General features: G+C 55.3%; 14 protein-coding genes and 1 riboswitch. Of the genes, 5 read left to right on the top strand and 9 right to left on the bottom strand.

The window, feature by feature from the left end; all coding sequences use genetic code 11:
* Positions 1-763 precede the first annotated feature (763 nt).
* Both AC0QKW_RS21730 and AC0QKW_RS21725 read left to right on the top strand, forming a co-directional pair.
* The gene (locus AC0QKW_RS21730) at positions 764-1285 is read left to right on the top strand and encodes a LabA-like NYN domain-containing protein (RefSeq protein WP_473153193.1); all 522 of its coding nucleotides are present in this window, start codon (positions 764-766) and stop codon (positions 1283-1285) included.
* Between the two features lie 474 nt (positions 1286-1759).
* The gene (locus tag AC0QKW_RS21725; RefSeq protein WP_473153192.1) at positions 1760-2842 is read left to right on the top strand and encodes a glycosyltransferase; all 1083 of its coding nucleotides are present in this window, start codon (positions 1760-1762) and stop codon (positions 2840-2842) included.
* Between the two features lie 42 nt (positions 2843-2884).
* Here the strand turns inward: AC0QKW_RS21725 and AC0QKW_RS21720 are convergent, their stop codons facing one another.
* From AC0QKW_RS21720 to recJ, 4 genes are all read right to left on the bottom strand, one after another.
* A complete protein-coding gene (locus AC0QKW_RS21720) occupies positions 2885-3031 on the bottom strand; it encodes a hypothetical protein (protein WP_473153191.1) in 147 nt (48 codons plus the stop codon).
* A 535-nt stretch (positions 3032-3566) separates the two neighbouring features.
* Complete coding sequence (locus tag AC0QKW_RS21715) at positions 3567-4502, bottom strand: WecB/TagA/CpsF family glycosyltransferase (RefSeq protein ID WP_473153190.1); 936 nt, start codon at positions 4500-4502, stop codon at positions 3567-3569.
* A gap of 937 nt (positions 4503-5439) precedes the next feature.
* On the bottom strand, positions 5440-6069 hold the full coding sequence (locus tag AC0QKW_RS21710; protein ID WP_473153189.1) for a lysostaphin resistance A-like protein: 630 nt from the start codon (positions 6067-6069) through the stop codon (positions 5440-5442).
* A gap of 101 nt (positions 6070-6170) precedes the next feature.
* Positions 6171-9518, bottom strand: a complete 3348-nt coding sequence (gene recJ, locus AC0QKW_RS21705) for a single-stranded-DNA-specific exonuclease RecJ (RefSeq protein ID WP_473153188.1) — start codon at positions 9516-9518, stop codon at positions 6171-6173.
* A 328-nt stretch (positions 9519-9846) separates the two neighbouring features.
* Positions 9847-9927, bottom strand: a riboswitch (Glutamine riboswitch).
* Positions 9928-10143: 216 nt separating this feature from the next.
* Between recJ and AC0QKW_RS21700 the strand changes: the two genes are divergently transcribed.
* Positions 10144-10317, top strand: coding sequence for a hypothetical protein (locus tag AC0QKW_RS21700; protein ID WP_473153187.1), 174 nt, complete (start codon positions 10144-10146; stop codon positions 10315-10317).
* Positions 10318-10585: 268 nt separating this feature from the next.
* Here the strand turns inward: AC0QKW_RS21700 and AC0QKW_RS21695 are convergent, their stop codons facing one another.
* Positions 10586-11656 (bottom strand): alpha/beta hydrolase, encoded by a 1071-nt coding sequence (locus tag AC0QKW_RS21695; RefSeq protein ID WP_473153186.1) that lies wholly within the window; start codon positions 11654-11656, stop codon positions 10586-10588.
* A 1-nt stretch (position 11657) separates the two neighbouring features.
* Positions 11658-12386 (bottom strand): PHP domain-containing protein, encoded by a 729-nt coding sequence (locus tag AC0QKW_RS21690; protein WP_473153185.1) that lies wholly within the window; start codon positions 12384-12386, stop codon positions 11658-11660.
* A gap of 269 nt (positions 12387-12655) precedes the next feature.
* Here AC0QKW_RS21690 and AC0QKW_RS21685 point away from each other — a divergent pair, with 269 nt between their 5' ends.
* Both AC0QKW_RS21685 and AC0QKW_RS21680 read left to right on the top strand, forming a co-directional pair.
* On the top strand, positions 12656-13273 hold the full coding sequence (locus AC0QKW_RS21685) for a hypothetical protein (RefSeq protein ID WP_473153184.1): 618 nt from the start codon (positions 12656-12658) through the stop codon (positions 13271-13273).
* 120 nt (positions 13274-13393) lie between these two features.
* Entirely contained in the window at positions 13394-13948 is a 555-nt protein-coding gene (locus AC0QKW_RS21680; RefSeq protein ID WP_473153183.1) for a pentapeptide repeat-containing protein, read from the top strand.
* Between the two features lie 70 nt (positions 13949-14018).
* Here AC0QKW_RS21680 and AC0QKW_RS21675 read toward each other — a convergent pair whose 3' ends face one another.
* The 3 genes from AC0QKW_RS21675 to AC0QKW_RS21665 all read right to left on the bottom strand — a co-directional run bounded on the left by AC0QKW_RS21675 (position 14019) and on the right by AC0QKW_RS21665 (position 19451).
* Positions 14019-14966, bottom strand: coding sequence for a bestrophin family protein (locus tag AC0QKW_RS21675; RefSeq protein WP_473153182.1), 948 nt, complete (start codon positions 14964-14966; stop codon positions 14019-14021).
* Positions 14967-15018: 52 nt separating this feature from the next.
* Positions 15019-18609, bottom strand: a complete 3591-nt coding sequence (locus AC0QKW_RS21670) for a sensor domain-containing diguanylate cyclase (RefSeq protein ID WP_473153181.1) — start codon at positions 18607-18609, stop codon at positions 15019-15021.
* 353 nt (positions 18610-18962) lie between these two features.
* Positions 18963-19451: an SRPBCC family protein gene (locus AC0QKW_RS21665; RefSeq protein ID WP_473153287.1), complete on the bottom strand. Its 489-nt coding sequence runs from the start codon at positions 19449-19451 to the stop codon at positions 18963-18965.
* Between the last annotated feature and the right edge of the window lie 327 nt (positions 19452-19778).

Here is a 19778-nt window from a genome sequence, read left to right as displayed (position 1 = left end):
GACGTTGTCTATAGGTTGGACTAAACCACGAGTGGGATTGATATATTGTTAGCAGATATTGTCTATTCATAAAGTTTATTCAGAATTGTTAAAATCTGAAAAGGTTTATCCCGGGGTAGTCTGGTTCAGTCGTTTATCAGTTTAGCTGTGAAACCCAAGCTGAGATCTACAGGCACATAACAATGGTGGGTATAGTTCGACTGTGCCAGCACTCAGAAACAGTGAGAGCTGTAGTAAGCTTGCCTCAGACTGTTCCAGTTTGGAGGTTTAGCCGCAACTAAAACAGAATCCAATCAATTCAGCATAATGTCAGTGATTAGGGTAATATGGCGGTTTGAGCTAGCTGATTAACACAGCCTGAGCTTCTTGAAACTAAAGGCAACATGCTTGATTTGCGTACATACGCTACTCACCGAGAGCCCTAGGGGTGCTACTTTGAAAGCTTGAACTCTCTAAAGGTGTTTTTTCCGCTATTATTTGTGTTCTTGGCAGGCCATTTTAGCCCGTCCTACACTCAAAGCTAGTATTTATAACTTATCTAAAGTAAGCCATGACAATAAGTCTTTCACATATTTTCTTGCAGTCTCAGTTAATAGCTTGAGATTATTTTGTCGATTTCTTTTGGGATAAATATTTTTCTCGGGTACGCTAAAAAGCGTCTTATCTATCATTTAGAGCACTTTGTTAGAAAACGCTATTGCTTCTGTCTTAGACATTTAGCGTCGGCAATTTTCCTGTAATTACTCAACTTATTTCAAATTGTATGTCTAATAAATATGGCCTAAAGCGCCTATCCATTTTTGTGGATGGCAACAATATGTTTTATGCCCAGCAGAAAAACGGCTGGTTTTTTGATCCCAAACGAGTGCTTGAGTACTTTTTAGGTCTCGACGGCGGTTCTACACTAGTCAATGCATTCTGGTATACCGGTCTCAAGGATCCTCAAGATCAGAGGGGTTTTCGGGACGCGCTAATCAGTCTTGGCTACACAGTTCGAACCAAAATTCTCAAAGAATATTATGACGACACCTCAGGTCGATATTCTCAGAAAGCGAACCTGGACATTGAAATTGCCATTGATATGTTCAACACAGTCGATCAGTATGACGAGGTTGTCTTGTTCAGTGGCGATGGCGATTTTGAACGAGCGATTGAGCTCTTAAGATCTAAAAACACCCATATCACGGTTGTTTCTACTGAAGGAATGATCGCTCGCGAACTGCGTAATGCTACTGATCGATATATAGATCTAAATAGCGTTCGAAAGTACATCGAGAAAGATTAAACAAACCTCAGTCCAAAAGCCAGAACCATTTCATTCTAAAGGGAAATGGAAGATAGTAATGAGAAGATGCTTTGCACATCCGCATGCATCAGTTACCGCAAATCTTCGCCGTTGCGCGTAACTTTGCGCTGAATCTCTATAGCTCTAACCAGTTCTCTAACATGGCTCAAGTTGAACGGCTCTGCAAAATGGCCTAGATACGCTCAAGACATTTTCCAGAGTAAAATATAGCGATCCTGCGTGAATCGTGAAAATCCTGCCTATGCAGGCGTCTCGCCTACATAGGCAGAATGCTCGTGCTAACCCATATGAATCAATTCGGATTGCCATAGGCCTGGAGGGTCCAAATAAGCATCTAAGCCTTATAAAAACAGGCCTCTGCAAAAGGTTTTGATAAAGTTCCTGTGAGCATTTCGTTATAGGGCCATTAAAGTTAGCTAAAATTACATGGCCTTCAAATTGTGGTGCGCAGACATGCGAAAAATGTTGCTTCTATGCTCTAACAAAGATACCATCTCGGCTGCACAAATGGAGCCATTCTACTACTACCACCAAGAGCTAAAAGACATTGCCGGAATTGATGTAAAAATCCAAAGTGTGGAAGAGTTATCCGATGGAATCGACGCCTGTAAGCCGGGTAATTTCGATATCTACTTTTTGATGCCATTCTGGCGTGAGTCGGCAGAAGATGTTGTGAGGGTTGTCAATGAGATTCGACAGCTTAACCCCAGCAAAGTAATTGTGTTTGTCGACCCATTTGCACAGGCTACTTCTTATTACTTTGGCGTTCTGCCTAATGTTGACTACTTGGTGAAGCGTCAGTGCTACGCTGATCTTGAAAATTACAAGAAAACTATGGTAGGGGGTTCTTTATTCACTGATTACCTGGTCAACCGTCAAGGCTATGACCTCGCCGGGTGGGACGTCAGCTCTCAGGTGTTTGAAGGGTATGAAAATCGTATCCTTCCCGGATGGAACTTAGGTACTGCAAAGCGATTTAAGGACTTATTACAGCGCCCTAAGTGGTTGTTTCGAGAGGGGCCTAAGAAAGTCGATATATTTTGTCGGCTGTCTTCAGGTTCTCAGCATGATTGGTACCGCAAATATCGAACATCAGCATTGCAAGCGCTTGAGCCTCTATCTCAAGACTATGACGTCAAATATAACGGTACTGCTTCAGGCGGGAAGTTGGTGTCAAAAAGACAGTACAACAGGGAATTGAGGAGAAGTCGTATTGTCTTCAGCCCATTTGGATGGGGAGAGACCTGTTGGCGAGACTTTGAGGCAGTTTGTTTAGGTGGGCTCTTGGTAAAGCCTGCGATGGATCATCTCGACACAGAGCCAAATATTTTTATTCCACATAAAACCTACGTTCCTATTGCTTGGGATTTTTCTGATTTGCATGATGTCTGCTGTTATTACTTGAATCATCCAGAAGAAGCAAATCAGATCATTCTCAACGCTCAAGAAACCTATAAAGCCTACTTCAAGAATCACGACTTTGTTCAAAAGATTAAGCAATTAGCCACCAGTCATACCCATTCTTTGGTTGTCTAGTGCCCCAGAACTATTTTCTTCTGAAAATTGTCTTGAGGGTATCTAGGCCATTTTGCAGAGTCGTTCAACTTGAGCCATGTTAGAGAACTGGTTAGAGCCATAGAGATTCAGCGCAAAGTTACGCGCAACGGCGAAGATCTCCGGCAACTGATGCATGCGGATGCGCAAAGCATCTTCTCCCTGGGTCACATCCCGAACGTGGTGCAACGCTCCAACAGCCCCGAATGCGCTGAGCAAAGGATGATTCTAAAAGCGACATAAGTAGCGAGTCTCAGTTTCGAGGCGAAGTTGTCCGCCTTTCTTCAATTGGCGCTCACTCTCTACGCGAATCAGGTTTATCCATGACTACAAGCGTCGAGTCAGAGAGAAGCTGGCACAAAAGGAAGAGCTTATCTTTTCCTCGATAAAGGACTGTGTTAAGAGTAAAGGTAACGCTACCAAGCCATAGTTTTTTGCCACGCTGGTGCTACAGCAATCTGGTGTGAATCGTGAAAACATGTAGGATAAACATCTTGCCTGCCTGGGCAAGATGTTTATCCTGCTTTCATGAATCAATTCAGACTGCTGCAATACACTTCGCAAGTAGTTAAGCTCGTCTACTTGCTTATTTCAAAAGCCATAAGATTGTGCCGACCAAGGGAAATCTTATGGCTTTCATTTCAGAATGATTAGGATATAACAACTAGTAGTCTATCGATCCCAAAGCTTCAGCTTTGTCGATTCACTAGCGACGAGCAAAGCGTTGCTTGACCAGCAGCAATAGAAAAGGAAAGTCATCTAGTAGATAGCGTTTCCATAGACGATTGGGCTCTGTACTCAGACGATAGAGCCATTCTAGCCCTAGCTTGCTGAGCAACTCTGGCGCTCGGGGCTTGTTGCCAGCCTCAAAATCAATCGCGGCACCCACAGCCAGAAAAATATCGATCGAGGGCAGCTGATCTCGATATTTTGCAATCCACTTTTCTTGCTTCGGTGCTCCAACACCAACAACTAAAACATTGGCGGGAGACTGACGAACCATCTCTAAAATTCGTTCGCACTCAGCTTCATCTTTTTCAAAACCAAAAGAAGGAGAGTGGGCTGTCACAATAATCTTACGCCCAATGCGTGCGTTGATACGCTCCATTGCCCTCGCGGCAACCCCTTCTGCACCCCCCATGAGAAAAATTTTGATCGCGTCGTTATGACGATGATACTCACAAAACATGGGGAATAGATCTGAGCCTGATATTTTAGCTTTAATTGGAGTGCCCAGGAATTTGGCGGCGAACATTAGTACATGACTATCGCAAACTCGAAAGTCGGCTTTGCTGTAAGCTTCAACAAAATCTTGATCTTGTTGAAGTTTCATCAGATGATCGACATTTGGGGTGAAAACTACCCCCTGCTTAAGCCGGGCCAAGAAATCTTGTACTGAAATATTGTCAATGGGTATGTCGAGGATCTTGACCTGACTCTGAAGCCGCTCATACTGCTGCTTACGCAGTTCTCGGGCTGTAGACTCTAGGGTAGCTCTACGAAATTTTTGGTAAAGGTCTTTGACTTCCTGCGACGACACTCCCTGCGATGGAAGTGAGTCTGTTGGAGACAATGTTTCTAGCTGATGAGAGGTTTGAGCTAGCTCTTCTGCAGAGGGAAGCTGAGTAGACTGATGCTCCATGTTTTTACCAAAGACTTAGTGCGATGCAGGCAGTAGGGCTAACGGAGAGTCATGAATTTTGAGTGCACTAACATGGGGTAATGACGTGCTAAGAATATTTAAATTTGACTTGGTTTAAATGCAGTCTGATGCTTCATCAGCTGTTTGGCCAACAAAAAGGGCTTTCGATGATGTAGGCATAGATGGCACAAGGTACCCCCGGTAACGCCTCTCTAAAATCCAAACCTAGTGGAATCTTAGATTATCGGCTGGTGTCCCATAGTTGTTTATACCGAGAGTTTATTAAAGTTGAACACAAAGATGAAGCAAGTTCACTGGCTCTTGTGGTTGCCTGGGCCGAGTAGAGATTTTTATGCTGGGTCGTTGCCTTATGTCGCATCCGAATTCCATACCCCCGGTTCCCAAACGGCAAACCTGTAGGGGCGAACTGCCGTTTGTCCTGCTGAATCGGGAGCAGGCAAGCAGGATTTGGTGTTGTGCCGAATCCCCATCACAGGTTCCTAGATTCTCCCAGGACCAGACCGTCAATGCGTGGGCATCGCCAAGCCAGAGACTCTAAGGCATTCGCCCGTCCGAAGATGGGGAGCAGAAGCTGTTACTCATAGAGAAGAGAGGGTTATGATGCCAGGGTGCCTAACTCCTGCTCTTCGCAAGACATAGGCACCCTGGCATAAGCCCCATCACGTTAGGGGGCAGGGCAGGTTTTATACTAATCGTCCTTGGCTACCCCCGATTCAGCAGGGCAAACAACCGTTTACCCTGCTGAATCGGCCTCTTGGGAATCGGGGTTATGTGACTCGGATTTGCTCTAAAAATAGATTTTTATCCCTGGGGGTGCCGCGCCAGCGGCATGGACAATTGGTATTAACAGTTCTGGTGATGGCTATAGGTACCAAAGTCTAGGGCTTCAGCTATCCGGTGTTTTTCTATCTGCTCTTCAATTTTCGTCATTCAGTTGTTGTTCTGAGCGTTCTTGGCGCAGTTTCCACAGAGCACTGGAGACTAGGTTTGTTACCGTATGGGCGACGATAGGCACCAGCAGGTTGCCGGTCAATACTGCTGCGATCGCCAGCACCAGACCAATAGCCGTCGCCCAAACTACGTAGGTCCACTGCTGGAGGTTGCTGAGATGCAGCACGCCAAAACTTGCTGCCGACACCACAATACCGAGACTGTTCATGCCAATAGCAGGCAGCATGACGCCACGAAACAGCAGTTCTTCACTCAGGCCAGGCAAGAGACCGAGCCAGATCAAGTCGGGCCAATGCAGGGGCTGTAGCACCATTGCCAGGTAGGCGTCGGCACTCTTTTGGTAGGCGGGCCAAAGACGATAGACCACTCCGCTGGCCAGGGTAATGGCCAAGCCCAAGCCCAAGCCTAACAGCCCATCAACCCACGATAGTCGCAGGGGTAAGAGCCCTGCCGGGTCGAAGTGTAGCCAGGCTTTGGCGATTAGCAGCAGCACTACCGCCGTTACCCCCATGGCCACCAGCAACTGTACCCGCGTCAGGGGCTCAAGCTGGGGGTCAGAATGTTGCGGGGGCTGGGGCGTACCAAGAAAAGACAAGATAGTTAATGGTAAAACAGGGCTGGGCTATGTCATCTTAACGGGTTTGCCCGTTGCCTCGGCAAATACGTAAAGGGATGAGATATTACGCGATCGCCACCCTAGCCAAATACTTTTTTGAGAATACCGCGTTTCTGGCGCTGACCGAGCACCAATTGCTGCACCATCTGCCCCTGCCAGAGGGGTAGGGCGTCGCCTACCTCCAGCGCTCGATCGTGGATCTGCGCTACCTGGGCCAGCTCCGACGCGGCGGTTTCACCGGATGCCACTAGCCAGCGGGCAATGGGATGATCCCACCCCTGAAGAAACTCATCGAGCATGACCCGGTGGGTGTCGTCGATGGGAAAGGGCGCGGCACCGGCCTCAGCGCTGGTGTTGCACAGCAGGCCTTTGGTGGCTTTTTTGGCCGCGCTTAGGGATCGCGGAGAGAGGATTTTCCAGGTTTCGCTGAGTAGCGGTGGCAGCACCGCCAGACTCGACGCCTGGGTCAGCGCTTGGGCCAGGACGATCAGGTCGCGATCGCCGGTTTGATCGCCGTAGTCGGCAAAGTCTGTGAGTAGTGGCTGCAATAGCTCCCGCTCTAGGGTGGCGGTTAGCTTGGCCACGGCAGTAGCGGGGGCAGGGGCGTTGGTTAGATAGGCGCTGGCCAAACCCAGATCGGTCTGGCTGGCGGAGCTGAGGCAAAACCACGCCTGGTCGGTAATGGCCTGACGCACCTGCTGCTTGGCCTGGTCAAGATCGGCCTTGGAAGGCGGGACTGTTGGAGTCGGCGCAGGGGTGGACTGAAGTGCTGGAGCTGCCGACGCCACGGGCGGGGGCTGCGTTTGGGTAGCCCCTGCGGCGGGAGAACCCTGCGCCACGGAGACTACAGCCGATGCCTTTGCCCCTGGGGATATCTGCGAATCTAGAGGAGCGATCGCTACCGGGGTCTTTGCCCCTAGAGATGGGACAGAAGTGGCGGAATCAGCGGTGGATAGGGGAACGGTCTGGGGCGCGGGACCCCAGGTTCTATGGGCCAGCAAGTCGGCATTTTCGGCCCGCAGGGTTGTAATCAGAGTCTCTTGCTCGGCTAGCAGTGTCTTTTGGGCAGCCACCTCGGCTTCTGCTGTCGCCAGCCGCTGGGCCATCTGCTGAAGCTCAATGGCTGTGGCACCGGCTCGCACCAGATTGCCGTAGTGAGGTTCGCTCAAATCAACCGGTTTGGCCGCTTCACCAGGTAGGTAGAGCCACCCCTGCTGCTCACCCCGATTCACCACCAGTCGCTGGTTCTCAGGATTGCTAATAGTCAGGGTGGTGGTACCGGAGAGGGTCAGCGTGGCCGCAGAGTAGCGCCGGTTGCTGTAGGTGAAGTCGGCAGCAGAGTCAGAGGTAGTCGCTGAGGATAGATTGGGTGCCGGGGTAGGGGCAACCTGCGGTAATGGGGTAGTCGCCTCACTACCAGTAACGCTCTCAGTCTCGGCAACGCGGACAGGGGTAATTGGCATTGGTGCCGGTGCCAGTGATGCCGGTACCATCACTGGTGATGCCGAGACTGAGATCAGGTTTGGCAACGATGGCCCCGATCGCGCAGGCGGCAGGGAGTCGGCAGCACGACCTTTGGCGGTAGCTTTTACAGATCTCGATTGCCCGGCAGCGCTGGACTCCACAGGTCTCACCCCCACCAGCTCTAGCTCGACGGTGGTAGTGCCCTGCCACTCATTTTGCTTGAGTTTGTAGGCCACATCGAGGCGATCGGGCAGGGGGTAATATTCGCCCCAGCGCCAGGCGATCGCCTTGATTGTGTCACTGCTACCGTCTTCTGCCAGCACCAGCTTGAGGTGGTCGCGGTTGCGACCCACAGTCTGCTGCTCAACCACCCGCAGGTTGGGTGTCCAAAAGACCGGGTCGGGGTTCTCAATGCCGCAGGGGTGCAGGTGGTCAATCTGGTCAAACAGGGCCTGGCTGATATCGACCAAGCTGGCCTGGCCATCGATTTTGACCAGGGGCCTGAGCAGATCGACCGAGAGGGTCTCACAGGCGTAGTGAGACAGCCGCGCCATCACCTGGCGCAGCCGATTGGCCAAAAACGAAAAGCCCCCCGCCGCCCGGTGACCGCCAAATTTTGTCATCAGGTCGTGGCAGGCTTGCAGCGCTTCAAACACGTCAAACTCAGGAATGCCTCGGGCCGAGCCGCGAATGACCTTGTGACCGCCGTCGCCGTCATCTTCGTAGGTGCCGATAAAGACAGGCACACCGTAGCGCTCCACTAACCGCGAGGCCACAATGCCAATGACGCCATGGTGCCAGCCAGGCTGGACAACCACCAGGACGCGATCGCGCTCCAAATCTACCGTGCCCAGGGCGCGCTGCTGCTCACACCAGGCGATCGCCTCCTGCTCAATGGTCTGGCAGAGATCTTGGCGGGTGCCGTTGATCTGCTCACACTGCATAGCTCGCTCTAGGGCCACCCCAACGTCATCGGTGGTCAGCAGATCGATCACAATCTGGGGATCGCTGATGCGGCCCACGGCGTTAATGCGCGGCCCCAGCCGAAAGCCAATGTGCTCGGGCTTGAGCGGTTTGTTCTGATCGGCCAGCCCCGCCACCTGGATCAGAGCCTGAATGCCAAAGAGGCGCGACCGGGGCAGCAGCCCCAACCCCCGCCTCACCCAGCGTCGGTTGACCCCCGTCAGCGGGGCCAGGTCAGCAATGGTACCCAGGGTAAACAGCTCCAGCAGTGGCCCAGTTAGATCTTGGGTGCGCCCCAGGGTCTGGGCCAGGCACACCGCCAGAATGTAGGCCACCCCCACCCCCGCCACCCCCCGGTAGGGTGAGGTCTCAGGCAGCAGCTTGGGGTTCAAAATCGCGTTGGCTGGGGGAATCTGGGGCGGAATGTCGTGGTGGTCAGTGACGATCACCGCTAAGCCCAGCTCTCGTGCTCGGGCGATTGGGGCCACCGCCGCAATGCCGTTGTCTACCGTGAGAATTAGGCTCACCCCTTCGGCATAGCAGTCTTCGACAATGCGGTTGTTGATGCCGTAGCCCTCGGCCATGCGGCTGGGAATGGTATAGCTCACCTGGGCCCCGAGGGCTCGCAGGGCTCGCAGCAAGAGCGCCGTGCTGGTCATGCCGTCGGCGTCGTAGTCGCCGCAGATAGCGATCGCCTGCTGGGTGTCGATCGCCGTTACCAACAGCTCTAGACTGGCGGCCAGATCGGGAAATTCGGCTAGGGGCGAGGGCAGCTGCTGCCGCTCAGGGTCAAGAAAGTCTGCGGCCTCAGCCGGAGTCGCAATACCCCGATTGATCAATACCTGGGTCAGCAGCGGCGACAGCCCTGTCGCCTGGGCCAACGTGGCCGCTAGAGGCGCATTGGCCGACGCCACCTGCCACCGCTGGCGAGGTAGGGTCGCGGTAGAGCCACTTGTTGCCCCAGCGTGATTAGCCCTAGAAAGTGCAGACTCAGTCACCATACAAAAAGCGCTAGGTACTCCAGAAGCACTAGATCATGTGCACTTATCATAGCCCCAGATCCCACTGTGGTTTAACCTAGCTCAAATTTCAGCTGCGATGCGGCCTAACAGCAACAGAGCCAACTCCAAAAGTGGGGTTGGCTCTAGGTAGGGCTGTGGTATTCGCGATAATTTTTAGGCTACACAACCGGATGGCTGCGATCGGGCAGCACCCAGAGCAACATAGGGCACACCACCACCGTCATCACGGTGACCACGGCGATAATTTCCAGTCCAGCAATCAGAGCAGTGTTCATAGTTAACGAGCCTCCCAAGGCAAAAAGGGTAGTTAGCGTTCCTTCGAGAGGTCATCTCTACTTCCGTCCTGTCGGCTACGCGAGCAATTCTGAAGAGGAACAGGATGAACGAATTCTTTTCTGTATATACAATCACATTTTATCCCGACTTTTTAGGTCGCAACAATTCTGTGTTATTTCGCAATAATCGTGGCGATGGGCACTCTTGTATCAAATCTACTCATAGTGAGATGCAAGCTACTTTTTGTAGTCTGCGATGCGATTTTCTACTGTCTAGGAGTGGCAAGAGGCCACGTTCTGATTGAACTCCTGCTCCTAGAGGCACAGTTATGGCAGTATTCAAAGCTTGGACTACGACTCAGCTGACCAAGTTTGGTCTGTGGCTGGCCAATGTTTTTGGCGCTGACGCCACCCCGCCAAGCACTGTGGACGATACCTGGACTCCTAAATCCCTAGCCACCTTTGGCCTGGAAATGAGCAAAGGTTTTGGCTCTGGGCTATAGCCTTGGCAAACTTCAGTTTCGTTCTTTGGCCACAATCTTTCGACCAGACATGACACGATCCCTGCCCGCCTTAGCGCTGGCAGGGCTTTTTTTAATCTGAGTTCGGGATAAGAAAATTTTCTGCTCAAGCAAGCTTGCTACTCTTGGAAGGGGAGGGTCAGTTGAGGCTAGCGGCGGCGGTTCGCCGGATTTAGCCGATACTTTAATATAGTCATTTTGACCCACCCCGCCAAAGGCGGAGACGGCATTCTCCCAAACTAAGGCTTTTTTAGCGATCGCGCGGCGGTCTCGGTCGATTACCAGGTCTATCTGCGTTTAGCTCACGCTTCACAGCGATCGCCCATTTGTTGACCATAGTCATCATAGCGGGCATGTCTTTCGAGACCTTGGCCTGCCAACCTAGCTCTGCCACCACTGCATTAAAGGTGCGGTTTTTAGTCATGCGATAGGCAATTTCTTCTATCTCAGCCCAGGTCAGGTTGCTCTCCACAAAGGCCTGAATCATCACGTTGAGCAGATGCTGGTAGCGGTTGCCCTCTTGCGCTGTCATCATCGTATGGGGAATGTCGAGCACCCGATTAAACAGGGTATGCCAGCTCATAGGCTGGTGCTGGAGAGCAGCCTCAAAGAAATGCTGGTGATCGAAGTTGCTGACGGCCCTGTCGCTCTCGCTAGAAATGATAAACGTGGGGGCAGAGGGGATGTTTTTGACCCGCTGCTGACAAAACTGACCCAACTCGAGCACCGCCCGCAGAGCCGGGGTAGAAAACCCTGGATACCCCAGCATCACAGGAGACTTTAAGGCCAGGTCTGGAGTCGGGGTGGCCCAGGCAAAGTAGGTATCAACTTTTTTGACAAACAGATCAATGACTTTGCTGCTGGCACTGAGGTAGGGGGCACACAAAATTGCCCGATGCACCTGGGACGATCGCTCTAGGGCCAGCCACCCCGCCAAGGTACCCCCGCCAGACAGCCCACCGACTACCACCTGCTTGCCGAGTAGGGTAGCTAGATTTAACCACTGGAGGCCAAATTTTTGGTATACCTCGACGTCAGTAGGTAGCGGTGGTGGGTTGTCTTTAGCCCACTGTCCAGCGCGGCCATGGCCAGGCATCAGAGGGGCAACGACGTTGTAGCCAGCCCGGTAAAAGTGCTGGCCAATGGGCTCCATCTGGTAGGGGCCAGCGGTAAACCCATGAAAAAAGAGACAGACCCGCTCGGTGGGCTGAGGGTGCAGCCAGGAGCGAGTGTGCAGAGCACTATCGATCAGACCGTACTGGACTTCCTGCTGCTTTAGGGTGACCTCAAGCACCTGCTTGATGGTGGCGTAGGCGACCATGCTATAGCCGCCGCAACAGACTAGACCCGTGGGTGTCGGTGCCGCAGGTGGTGAGCAGGCCGTAGTCTTGGGCTAGCTGCTCTACGACCGGCGTGTGGCGAGGGCAAGGAGACCAGTCTTCGGGGTTGGCATAAGCGTAGTAAGCTTCGACCCCGTCGATGCCCAGGGCAGCGGCAATGGGCACTAGACCCTGGGCCGATACTCGGTAACGAGCCGGGTGTGCCAGCACCGCAATGCCCCCCGCCACCTGAATGGCTTGAATAACGGCTCCGGCCTTTTTGTCTTCACCTCTGGGGGCATAGCCGCGCAGGTAAGACTCGATCGCACTGTGCTGGGGCGCAAACCCGTAACCCAAAATGTGCACCTCGGTCTCGGCCAATAGGGCGGTAATTTCTACTCCGGTAAACAACCGAGGTACCGCTCCACGGCGGCGACTGCGCAGGGATGTGGGGTTGCGCCACTGCCAGTCTTCGAGCCAGGCCTTGGCCTGATGGTAGCCTCTAAGGGTGTGATGGTCGGTGATCGCAAAGGCCTGTAGACCAATGTCTACCACCTGATCCATAAGAGCGGCGGGGGCGAGCTTGCCGTCGGAGCAAGCGGTGTGCATGTGAAAGTTGTAGGTGTGGGGGCAGCTAGCTGCATCGATTGCCGTAAAGATTTTTCTCAGCGTTTCGGCTTCCCCCGTGCGGGGAAGCTGACTGGTAGAGCTAAGACTAGGGGTGGCAACCATGAATCTGGGCGATAAGTTCTTTGTTTTACCTAGGGTTCTTTATTAAATATATAACTTCCACCCGTTGACTGAGGAAAAAAATATGCTTTTGAGACAATCTACCCGTTGAGCCATCAGCGCATATACGGCGGAGTATACCTATTGACCGTAGCGAAAATCAGCGCTCTGGATTGTTCGTCACTGACCGATCGCCCAGAACCTGTGGGAAAATTTGGGTCATTCAGATTTCAAACCGGCCTGCCCACTCCGCCGCTTTTACCCTCTCGCCTATGGATTGCGATCGCCCATCTCCTGCCCCGATCGCTAGCCCCACCGGGCTCAACCCCGCCGATCGCTGGCGTCAGCCCTCTACACCCCAGATTGCAGCGGAGGTGTGGGGCAGCCAATACCTGAGTATGGTGCGAGACCTGGCGGTGCAGCCCGCCTGGGTTAGCCTGGCCCACGTGGCCGATCCGCCGGGGGTGGCGCTGACCTGGCTGGGGTTGCACCTTCACCACATCAATCGGCAGCTTGACGCCATGCTGCTAGATCTGCTCGACTGCTTTGCCCTGGAGCAGCGGCCCAGGGTGCAGATTTTTGCTGTGCCCATCGCCCCCGCTGCTGGTGTAGATGGTTTCTGTAACCACCACAGCGTCCCCATCACCCTGATGGTTGACCCTGGCCGTATTGTGCCCGAGCACTGGCCCAGGCTAGTGGCTCACGAGCTGGCCCACGCCGTGACCCAGACCACTGGCCACGACAGGGAGTTTAGAGAGGCGATCGCTCACCTCTGTCTGGCCCAAGACCTGCCGCTGCCTGCCCCCGACCTATCCGCAGAGCGGTTGTGCTACTGGCCTCCCTGCCGCCGCCACCCTCACCCGGCCAACTTCTGGCTGGGCTATCCGTAGCCCCCTCGCTCCACTCCCCGTTCCCTTGTCCGGGCATCCGCTGCACCCCCTTACCCCACCACCCCATTGAGTGGGAGAATGACTGAGACCTAACTTCTCAAGACAGGATTTTTACAGACTATGAAACGCCTACTGGCCCTGCTGGCGATCGCCCTCATGTTTTGGAGCATCGGCCTCGCCCCCGCCGAAGCTGCCATTCCCGACGATGTGCAAAAGCTACTCGACACCAAAAAGTGCCAGGTGTGCATTCTCAACGATGCCGATCTCAGCAACAGTGACCTGCACGGTGCCAACCTCAAAATTGCCGTGCTCACCGGGGCCAATCTCTCAGGGGCTGACCTCAGCGCCACCAACCTCATGCTCAGCGACATGGAAGACGCCAATTTGGCCGGGGCCAACCTAGAGGGTGCCCAGATGAATGGGGCTAACCTGCCGGGGGCCAACCTCTCGGGGGCCAAACTCATAAATGTCGAAATGACCCAGGCCAACCTAGATCACGCCGACCTCTCCAACGCCGACCTCAGCGGTGCGGTCATGCTCAGCGTCATTCTCGGCAATGCCAATCTGGAGGGGGCCAACCTCAAAGGGGCCAACCTGCGCGGCACCAACCGCAGCATGGTGCGCCTCTGCAATACCACCATGCCCGACGGCTCCCTCGAAAATCGCGACTGCTAAAATCAGCCGATCTACACCACTTTGTCTACGGGCTGCTCTACGCCAGGGGCAGGTTGTAGACTGCGCTGTCTCATCTCGGGGTGGCGGAGAACGCCTGGGGCGATCGCCCCAAGCCCGGCACCAGCGAGATCAAATCTTCGGTATTTTGCCGCATGGTGCGACAGATGGTGTCGAGGGGCAGGTCGTTAGAGTCGTGGCCGAAGGGGTTCTCAATCTCGATGCCAATTTCCTCAATGCCAAACACCGCAAAGCTGATCAGCCCCACTAGCAAGGGTGTGCCCCAGCCCACCGACTCCACCATTTGAAAGGGCAGCGCTAGGCAGTAGAGCAGCAGCAGCTGCTTGAGGTGAATGTTGTAGGCCAGCGGTATTGGGGTTTTGAGAATGCGTTCGCAACCGCCTAGGGCATCGACTAGGTCATCGAGGGTTTCGAGACAGTAGGTGAGCTGGTAGGGGTTAAGTGTGCCTCGACACTGCTGGGTTTGCAGGTAGTCGGCCACCCAAAAGCCAATTTCTAAGGGCAGATTGTTCATGCCCTGGAGCTTGGCAAAGCGCTCGGGGCTGATCAACTCGGCCAATTCAGCGCTGGGCGGTTCGCCGCGGAGGTGGTGCTTCATGGCGATCGCATAGGCAGGCAATAGCCGCACCGCTGCGGCCTTGGCGTCGAGGTCACCGGGCTGAGGCGTTTCGATCGCCACCCACATCTGTCGGGCCAGATTGCGGGTCAGATTGACGACGTTGCCCCACAGCTTGCGCCCTTCCCAAAATCGTTCGTAGGAAGTGTTGGTGCGAAACACCAGCAGCAGACCCAGCACCAGGCTGGGCACCAGCGACCCCAGGGCTGGCGACGACACCGGCCACCCCTGGATGTACAGCAACAGCACCGCCACCGAAAAGACGCAGCACAGCAGCGTTCTTGGAATAATGGCCGGTATCACCGACCCCTGGAGGCGAAACAGCAGACTAAACCACTGCCTTTCATGACGGTGGGGGCTGCGCTTGATGGCTGGATTGGGCACGGGTAAATCCTGATCAAGACCCTAACTTTCCGGCATTGTAAACGCTCTGAATTCAAACTTGCGGTTCACTCTCATTCTCTGGGGCCAGGCAGTAGCGATCGCGGCCCTGATTTTTAGCGGTGTAGAGGGCGGCATCGGCGGCGTCGATCAAGGTCTGGGGCGATCGCCCTGGGGTGGGTAGAGTGCTGGCCAGACCCAGGCTCAGAGTAATGTATCGCCCCAGGGGCGAAGCCCCGTGAAAGATGGCTTGCTCAGCCAGCATCTGCTGAATGTCGTGGGCAATGGTGACCATACCAGCAGCGTCGGTGTTGGGCAGCACAATGGCAAACTCTTCACCGCCGTAGCGGGCCACCAGGTCGGCAGGGCGTTTGACCGCCTGCTCTAGCACCTGGGCCACCTGCTGTAGGCAAACATCTCCGGCGGGGTGGCCGTAGGTGTCGTTGTAGAGCTTGAAATGGTCAATGTCGCAAAGAATGAGACTTAGAGGATCCTGGTCGCGCCCCAGCCGAGCCCACTCCTGCTGCAAATAGGTGTCAAAGCTGCGGCGGTTGGCCACCTGGGTGAGGCCGTCGTGGGTGGCGAGGTGTTCGAGCTGGTGATTCATGCCCTGCAGGCGTTGGTATAGCTGCGACTGCTGAATGGCGATCGCAATCTGGGTCACCAGCCGCTGCAGCACCTCTAGCTCTGAGGCCAGCCAGGGGCGGGGCTCGCTGTGGCTGGCCAACAGCAGGCCCCACAGACGGCTGTGCTGCACAATCGGCACCACCACCTTGCCCCGCGCCTGGGTGAGTCGATCGATGGGAGACTGGCTTGCGACCTCAATATCTAGATCGGCCACCGCCGTCAGGGCAGCATTTACTCGGCCGGCTCGCCAGTCAGGTGAGAGCGTGGCTTGTACCTGCTGCCCCAGCAGTGAGGGTTCCACGGTGGTGGCCTCGGCGATAATGGTGCCCTGGTTGCCCTCATCGATGCGGCAGACCATGACCCGATCAGTGCGCAAAAACTGCTGTACCTCGATCACGGTGGTGTTGAGAATGGCGTCGAGATCGAGGGTCTGGCGAATGCGCTGGGCAATGTCGCTGAGCAGCCGCTCTTGCTCAGCCTGCCGCCTCAGGGCTGCCACCTCCGATCGCCGCAGGTCAGTAATGTCGGCAAACGATACCACCACAGCGTAGGGCTGGGTTTCGCCGGGGTGCCGCAGGGGCTGGGTGTTGACCGAGACCCAGGTGATGTGCCTCGGCTTGACAAGCCCTAGCACTCGGTTGGCTTGGGCCTGCCCCGTGCGCAGGGTGACCAGCGGCGGCAGGTCATCAACCGGGCACACCGCACCGTCGTCGCCAATGATCTGCCCCTCCAGCTCGGCCAGCGATCGCCCCAGCAGGCTGGCGCTGGGCAGACCGAGCAGGCGGGCAGCGCTCTCGTTACAGGTCAGCAGGGTGCCATCGCTCTGGACGATGGCCAGCCCCTCCGACAGCGCTGAGACCATCAGCCGGTAGCGCTCTTCACTCTCCTGCAGGGCGATCTCAGCTTGCCTGCGATCGGCTTCGAGCTGCACGCGCTCACTGATGTCTTTCATAAAGCAGTAGTGGCCCTGGCGCTGGCCCCAGTCGTCGCGGGCGACCACCATCATCAGCTGATTGTGAAAGGTAGAGCCATCTTTTCTGACCCCCCGGGAGTCAACCTTGACCTTGCCCTGGACGAGCATCGTCTCGTAGGCGGTGCAGAGGCGATCGCGGTCGTCGGGGTGCACAGTGACCTGCCAGAGCTGGCCCAGCAGCTCGTCGGGAGCATAGCCTGTCATCGCTGCGTAGGCCTGGTTGACCTGGGTATAGCGCCCGGCATTGTCTAGGCGAGAGATGCCCTCCACCGCCAGGGCCAGAGCCGTGCTGACCTCTTTTAAGTCTTGCTCGGCCTGCACCCGATCGGTAATGTCTTGGACGATGCCATACAGGCGCACGATCTCTCCTGCGGCATTGCGCTCGACCTGGCCCTGCTCTTCAACGTGGCGAATCGATCCATCCTCGCGGGTGCAGCGCAGATGCAGGCGGTAGGGCTTGCCCAGGGCTAGGGCCTCGGCGACAGCCTGGCGCATTTGGTCGCCATCGTCGGGATGGTAGCGGCGCAACAGCTCGTCAAAGTCGGGCTCTCCCTGGGTAGGGTCGCGGCCCAAAATACGAAACTTCTCGGCTGACCAGGTAACCTTTTGGTTAACCACGTCGTAGTCCCAGCTGCCCATGTGGGCGATAGTCTGGGCCTCTAGCAGCATGGCCTGGCTCTGGCGCAGGGCCGTTTCTGCCTGCTTTTGATCGTCAATGTCCTGGATCTGGGCGACAAAATATAGGGGCTGGAACTGGGCATCGCGCACCAGCGAGACGCTAAGCCTAGCCCAGATCCAATGGCCCTGGCGGTGACGGTAGCGCTTTTCGAGGTGGTAGTGGCCAATGGTGCCGCTGAGCAGCTGTGCCACTAGGTCTAAGTCAGCCTCCAGATCCTCAGGGTGGGTAATCGACTGAAAATTGGCGGCGATCAGTTCGCCATCGTTGTAGCCGGTGATCTCGCAGAGTGACTGGTTGACCTGCATAAACCTTCCCTCTAGGCTGACCAGGGCCATGCCAATGCCGGCGTAGTCAAAGGCGTTGCGAAAGCGCTGGTTGCTCAGGTGTAGGGCGTGGTTGCTGGCTTCGAGTTGGGCGTTGCGCCGGGCTAGTTGGGCCGTGCGATCGCTCACCTGGGCTTCGAGGGATTGGTTGATCTGCTGCAGGGCAGTCTTGGTGCGCTTGCGATCGCCAATGTTGTGCACCGTCGACCGGCTGCACAGGTATTGGCCCTGGTCGTCGTACTCAGCCATAGCGTTGATCGACACCCACAGGGTAGAGCCGTCGGCCCGCACCAGCTCAAACTCGAGATCTTGCATCTGTCCCTGGCGCTTAAATTGAGGAAAGTGAGTGGCAAAGGTGGCCTGGCTAGAGGGAGTGAGCACATCAGTAAAGCGCAGCTTGCCCACTACGGCAGCGCGATCGTAGCCCAGCCACCCTAGCTCAGTGTTGTTGATGTCTAGAAAGAGGCCATCGGCATCGAGGGAATGGTAGCCCCAGGGCGCGCGATGGTAGAGATCTACCATCGTCTGCTGCTGGACGGTGGCGGCGCTGACGAGATGGCGGTTAGTCTGGCGCAGTTCGAGCTGATCCATCACCACGGCAGCCAGGTCAACCAGGGTTTGCAGCTGCTCAAGAGCAATCTGGCGGGGCTGGCGATCGATAATGCACAGAGCCCCCAGACCGTAACCATCGGCAGTGGTAAGGGAGGCTGCCGCATAAAATCTCAACCCCAACTCGCCGCACACCAGAGAGTGGCCCTGGGCACGCGGGTCGCTGCGAGCATCCGGAATAACGTAGAGGCCCCGCTGGGCGATGGCACTGGCACAGAGCCCCGGCTCGCGATCGAGGTGATCAAGGCTGAGGCCATAGCGTGACTTGACCCAGATGCGATCGCGATCGACCACCGTCAGCAGCGCTATAGGCACCGCAAACACCCTCGCTGCCGTCGCCGTAATTCTGTCAAATACCGCTTCGGGGGGAGTGTCAAGAATGTGATAGCGCTGAACCGCCGCCAGTCGATCAGCTTCACCCGCTAGGTCATACATCTAGATGGATTTTGAACGACAAGAATTGGTGAAGGTACGACAAACCCAAATTGCTTGAATTTTCTTTATATTTCCCTCACAGAACAGTGAAGCGATCGTTTAGTTATGGAGATTGACAGTTCTGCCTTAAGGGCGACGGCTAAAGCTAAAACATTCAAACTTTGAACTCTGGTCAGCCATAGATGCACATCCCATCTGTGGGATGACCCCTGAGATCTGTCTCGCCCGATGTCAGTACCATTCTAGATAGCTGAGCTTGATGGGGTGCACAACGCCGAGGTAAGGCTCCACCCACGCGTAGCCAGGCACCCCCAGAATCATGGTGGCCTCAAGCAACCTTTGGCGAAACTGGGTTACCAGGCCTGGAAGCGGGAGTTTGCCCCCTCTGGGGAGGGGCCGTGCTCGGCGGCTTCGGCCAGGGCCGAGGCAACCTTGGCGGCGTAGGGCCGCAGCAGCGACCAAGCCAAGGGAGACAGCCATCCCCGCAGGGTAACTGAGTAGGAAATTTGGGTTCCCCGGAGGGTGGACTTGAGGTGGTAAGTCACCTGCTCTTCGAGCCCAGGAATGGGCAGTACCCGCACGCTAATCAGCTCGTGGGGCTGCACTCGCTCCACAAATATATTGACCGGAATGGGGCAAAGGCGGGTAAAGGCGCGGTAGATTAGCCCTGGCTTGGGCTTCAGCCCTTGGGGAGCATTGGTGCTGGTTAGCAGCGGATGCCAGGAGACATCGGCCAAATTCATAATCGTCTGCCACAGCACGTCGACAGAGGCGCTGCTGACGATGAGGTAAGACTTTTCTAGCTGCCGTTGCACCTGCACCCAGTGCTGAATAAGATGCATCAGGGTGAGAAACGGGCGGGGGAATGACCATGCTTTAAACATGGCAAAGCACTCTACCGCTATGTCTCCAGACTAGAGCCTGGGGACAACGGCGGCTGGGGAAGGTGGTCAAAACAATCATGGCGGTACATTGAGCCGGACATCGATTAGCCAGGGCAGCTAAGGGAAGAGACTTTAACTAAGGGCTTTTGCTACAGAGCGTTGGGTTTCTAAACATTTCTCTCAACCTGGAGGGTGAGCCGGGTGCGGGGTGTAGTTTCACGGTAGCGTGAGGAAGCTGTGTACTGTTGAGGCTGATGTCTGCCGCCCAGCCCGGCTGCCACTGGC

This window comes from Pseudanabaena sp. PCC 9330, assembly GCF_055795045.1.
The sequence above is the reverse complement of the archived record's forward strand: the minus strand, read 5'-3'. Positions and strand labels throughout refer to the sequence as shown.